The 3808-nt window shown below is 73.8% G+C and carries 4 protein-coding genes and 1 pseudogene; all 5 read right to left on the bottom strand.

Going from position 1 to position 3808, the window contains the following annotated elements:
* Window positions 1-599 (bottom strand): annotated as a pseudogene (locus D471_RS32830) (hypothetical protein); the annotation flags it as partial.
* Between the two features lie 253 nt (window positions 600-852).
* Window positions 853-1824, bottom strand: a complete 972-nt coding sequence (locus tag D471_RS0103360) for an aldo/keto reductase (protein WP_017597317.1) — start codon at window positions 1822-1824, stop codon at window positions 853-855.
* Window positions 1824-2222: a MerR family transcriptional regulator gene (locus tag D471_RS0103355; protein ID WP_026127365.1), complete on the bottom strand. Its 399-nt coding sequence runs from the start codon at window positions 2220-2222 to the stop codon at window positions 1824-1826. The genes D471_RS0103360 and D471_RS0103355 overlap by 1 nt, the downstream gene beginning before the upstream one ends.
* A gap of 71 nt (window positions 2223-2293) precedes the next feature.
* Window positions 2294-2974 carry a TetR/AcrR family transcriptional regulator gene (locus D471_RS0103350; RefSeq protein WP_017597315.1) on the bottom strand — a complete coding sequence of 227 codons (681 nt, stop codon included), beginning with the start codon at window positions 2972-2974 and terminating at the stop codon, window positions 2294-2296.
* Window positions 2975-3012: 38 nt separating this feature from the next.
* A complete protein-coding gene (locus tag D471_RS0103345) occupies window positions 3013-3792 on the bottom strand; it encodes a hotdog family protein (RefSeq protein ID WP_017597314.1) in 780 nt (259 codons plus the stop codon).
* Between the last annotated feature and the right edge of the window lie 16 nt (window positions 3793-3808).

Raw genomic sequence — 3808 nt, 5'->3', positions numbered from 1 at the left:
CCCCCCTGCCACAGATCGGCGCGCTCGGGGTCCAGGCCGATGTGGATCGGCAGGTCGGGACGGGCCAGGGCGGCGGCCACGGCACCGACGAGGACGGGCTCGCCCGCGACGGCGGTCTCGGCGGCGCGGCGGTCGCGGGTGCGCACGGCGCCGGGGGCGGCGGTGCGCTCCCAGGGGTCGGGGGTGGACAGCGCGTCCATGGTCGCCCACCCGGGGTCGGGCGGCCGGGTGGGCGAGGGTCGGGTGTTCGGGTTCTCGTGGAGCGACAGCACACGCGGGAACGTGAGGCCGTGCGCCGGTCCCACGATCGCCCACGCGTGCGCGTCGCGGACCTCGCCGGGCCAGCGGTAGACGAGGGCGGCCCGCCCGTCGGGGTAGGCGCGCGCCCAGAGGGTCTCGGGGTAGTCGGCGGGTTCGGTGCCGGGAAGGGCGGAGCGGTAGTCGGCGGTGAGCGCGGGAAGGAGCCGGTCGCGCCAGGAGCGCAGCGCGGGCTGGTCGTCCTCGGTGAGGGAGGAGGCGGCCGGGCCCGGGCCGACCCGGCCGAGAAGGGTCGGTTCCGCCCAGGCGAAGTGGATCTGGTGGTAGGTGTCCTCGGGCAACTCGCCCCTCCCACGGGTCGGCGGACCGCGGCGGCGCGGCCCCGCCCGCCGCCATCAAGGAAGGTATCCGGTCACCCCATGGCGAAAACAACACGTGTACACCCATGGGATGAATCGCGATGTTTGCCCTGGTTTCTACTTCCGGGGCGGTCGCCCGAGGAGTGGGGCCCGGGCACCGCGAGGCGTCCGTTGGGACGCCCGCCCACCCGGCCCTCGGGTGACGGGTGGGCGGGGCGGGGCGCCCGGAGAACACCTAGTTCGCGTCGGCGAGGCGCCGCCACTGCTCCTTCGTGAGCGTCAGGTCGGTGGCCTCGATCGCCTCGTCGAGCTGTGTCATCGTGCTCACGCCGACCAGCGGCACGACCGCGGGGTCGCTGTCCATGAGCCAGGCGAGGACGACCTGGTTGCGGGTGGCCCCGGTCTGCGCGGCCACCTCGTCGAGCGCGGCCAGGCGGGCGGCCGTCCCCGGGTGGTCGTAGGCGCGCTCCAGCTCCTTGTCCGGCCTCGTGTAGGCGCCCCACAGCAGCGAGGTGTAGGCCACGACCGTGTGCTCTCGGCCCTCGGCCGCCTCGGCGCGGACGAAGTCCAGCAGTTCCGGGGTGACGTGCACGTGCGCCGTGGCTGTCAGGGGCACGTCCACGCGGGGTTGGAGGTAGCTGTACCGGTACTGGAGCAGCCGGGGGCGCGGCCAGGAGTGGGCCTCGGCGACGGCGCGGGCCCGCTCCAGACGCCAGGTCCGGTGGTTGCTCAGGCCCACCTCGCCGACCGCCCCCTCCTCCACGAGTGCGGCGAAGGCGCCCATGGTCTCCTCCAGGGGCACCGAACGGTCCTCGATGTGGGCGTACAGGGCGTCGAGCCGCTCCGTCCCGAGGCGCTCGCGGCTGCGTTCGGCGGCTTGCGCGACGACCTCGGCGGACAGGCCCTCCGCCGTCTCCAGGCCGGTGCCGGGCACGGTCGGCATGGCGCCGAGCTTGGTCGCGACGAACACCTCGTCGGTGACACCGCGCTCCCGGCGCCAGCGCCCGAGGAAGGTCTCGCTCTCGTGCCCCTCGAAGCCCTCGACCCAGAACTGGTAGTTGTCGGCGGTGTCGACGAAGGTTCCGCCCGCCTCGACGAAGCGGTCGAGCAGCGCGGAGGCGGTGGCGTCGTCGGTCTCACTGCCGAACTTCATCGCGCCCAGGCACAGGGCGCTCACACGGCGGTCGCCGATGGTGGTGTAGCGCATCAGGAGGTCTCCTCGACCGTTCGGGGGGCGTTGTCGGCGAGCACGCCGACGTAGTAGTCGATCTTGTGCTGGATGGCGGTCTGGTGGGCGCGCAGCTCGGCGATGCGCTGGTCCAGCCGGTCCTGGTGGCGTTGGAGGACGTCCAGCCGATCGTGGATGGTGTGGTCGCCCGCCTGGACGAGTTCGGCGAACTCGCGCAGACGGGCGATGGGCATGTCGGTGTCGCGCAGGCACCGGACGAGGCCGAGGAGTTCGACGTCGTCGGCACGGTAGCGCCGGTGTCCGCTGGGGGAACGGTCGACCCGTCGGAGCAGGCCCTCCCGTTCGTAGTAGCGGAGGGTGTCGAGTGTGAGGTCGAACCGTTCGGCGACCTCACCGGGCGTGTAGTAGTCCCTCATGGGGAAGAGCATGGGGCCTGGAGTGCGCTCCAGGTCAAGCCGAATTCGGGACCGGGTTCGGCAAAGGCGGGTCAGCCGCCGCGGATCGCGCCGACGACGGCTCCGGTGAGGTCCTCGATGATCTCGTCCTCGCTGACCTCGGGGTGCTCCAACCACCACTCGCCCGCCGCCTGGACCATGCCGACGACGGCGTGAGCGACGATCTGGGCGTGCGGGCGGCCGGTGACGCGCCCCTCGCTGGCGAGCTGCTCGGCGAGCTCCTCCCCCAGGCGGCGCACCATGAGCCCCAGGTCACCGCGGGTGCGCGGGTCCTCGGAGGTGGCCCGGTCCATGAGGAACCGATAGAGGTTGAGGTTCTGCGAGATCATCGACAGGTAGGCGCCGACCGTGGCGCGGGCGCGGACCTCCAGCTCGGCGTGCTCGTGCAGCTCGGCGCGGATGCGTTCGATGAGCGGGTCGACGTGGCGCTGGGCCAGGGCGCGGTACAGGCCGCCCTTGTCGCCGAAGTGCCGGTACAGGATCGGTTTGCTGATCCCCGCCTCGGCGGCGATGGCCAGCATGGGGGCGTCGGGTCCGTCGCGCTGGATCACCCTGTCGGCGGCGTCCAGGATGGCGCGGCGCCGTTCGGGGTCGCGCCCGCCCCGGCCGCGTCCGCCGCGTCCGAGCGCACGGGCGGGGGCCTCCGGCACGGGAGCGCCGGAGGTGTCATCGCCGTCGGTCAGGGCCGTCCGCTGCGTGTAGTCGATCGCCACAAGGATTCACCGTAGCGCCTTCGCGGGTGCGCCGCTGCTCAGGAGCGGATCGCGATCCAGGTCGCGTGGGCCTCGGCGAGCAGGGTGCCGTCCGCGTCGTACACGGCGCTGCCGGTGTGGGTCTTGCGTCCGTCGACGGACTCCAGGTGGCCCATCACCACGTACGTGTGCCCCACGCGCGGTGCGCGGTCGACGCGGGCGGTGAGGCGGCCGAGGACGATGGGGCGGCCGACGACGTCGCTGGACCAGCCTCCGGGGCAGTCGAGGGCGGCCCAGGTCTGGGGAAGGACGACGGCGCCCGAGCCGTCGCCGAGGTCGGCGTGCGGGGTCCAGGTGCAGGCGACGGTGTTGCCCTGGCCGTCGGGGCCGGTGGCCGGGCGCACGGACCCCGCGAACAGGCGGAGGCCGTCGCCCTCGGGACGGGCGGGACCGCAGCTGTAGCAGTGCGGGAAGGGGTGCTCGACCAGGCCGGGGTAGCGCTTCTCCGCCTCCTTGGCCTCGGCTGCGGTCACAGGGCCGCCGGGGATGGCGGGGCGGTCGGGGAGTTCCGCGGTCTGGGCCTCGGCGACGAGGTGCGCCCGGTCGGTGCGTTCGGGGTCGGTGAGGCGCAGGCCGGTGGCGGGGGCGCCCTCCACGGTGAGCGGGTGGTCCAGGGGCGGCGGGGTGCGCAGGGTGACCGTGACCGCGGGGCCGCCCTCGGTGGTGAGGCGGGCGGCGAGCAGCCCCGCGCTGTAGCCGCCGTTGCCCGATCCGTCCGGTCCGTTGAACCGGGCGGGGATGGTGATGGTGGGGGCGCCGTTGCCCGAGTTGGCGTTCATACCGTCAGCGTAGGGG

The sequence above is a fragment of the Nocardiopsis lucentensis DSM 44048 genome, from assembly GCF_000341125.1.
In the GTDB taxonomy this organism is placed as follows: domain Bacteria; phylum Actinomycetota; class Actinomycetes; order Streptosporangiales; family Streptosporangiaceae; genus Nocardiopsis; species Nocardiopsis lucentensis.
This window is presented reverse-complemented; position numbering and strand designations above follow the sequence as displayed.

Excerpts from the sequence above, each read along its gene's own strand:
- D471_RS0103360 (WP_017597317.1), bottom strand. The coding sequence starts at position 1,824 with ATGCGCTACACCACCATCGGCGACCGCCGTGTGAGCGCCCTGTGCCTG.
- D471_RS0103355 (WP_026127365.1), bottom strand. The coding sequence starts at position 2,222 with ATGAGGGACTACTACACGCCCGGTGAGGTCGCCGAACGGTTCGACCTC.
- D471_RS0103345 (WP_017597314.1), bottom strand. The coding sequence starts at position 3,792 with ATGAACGCCAACTCGGGCAACGGCGCCCCCACCATCACCATCCCCGCC.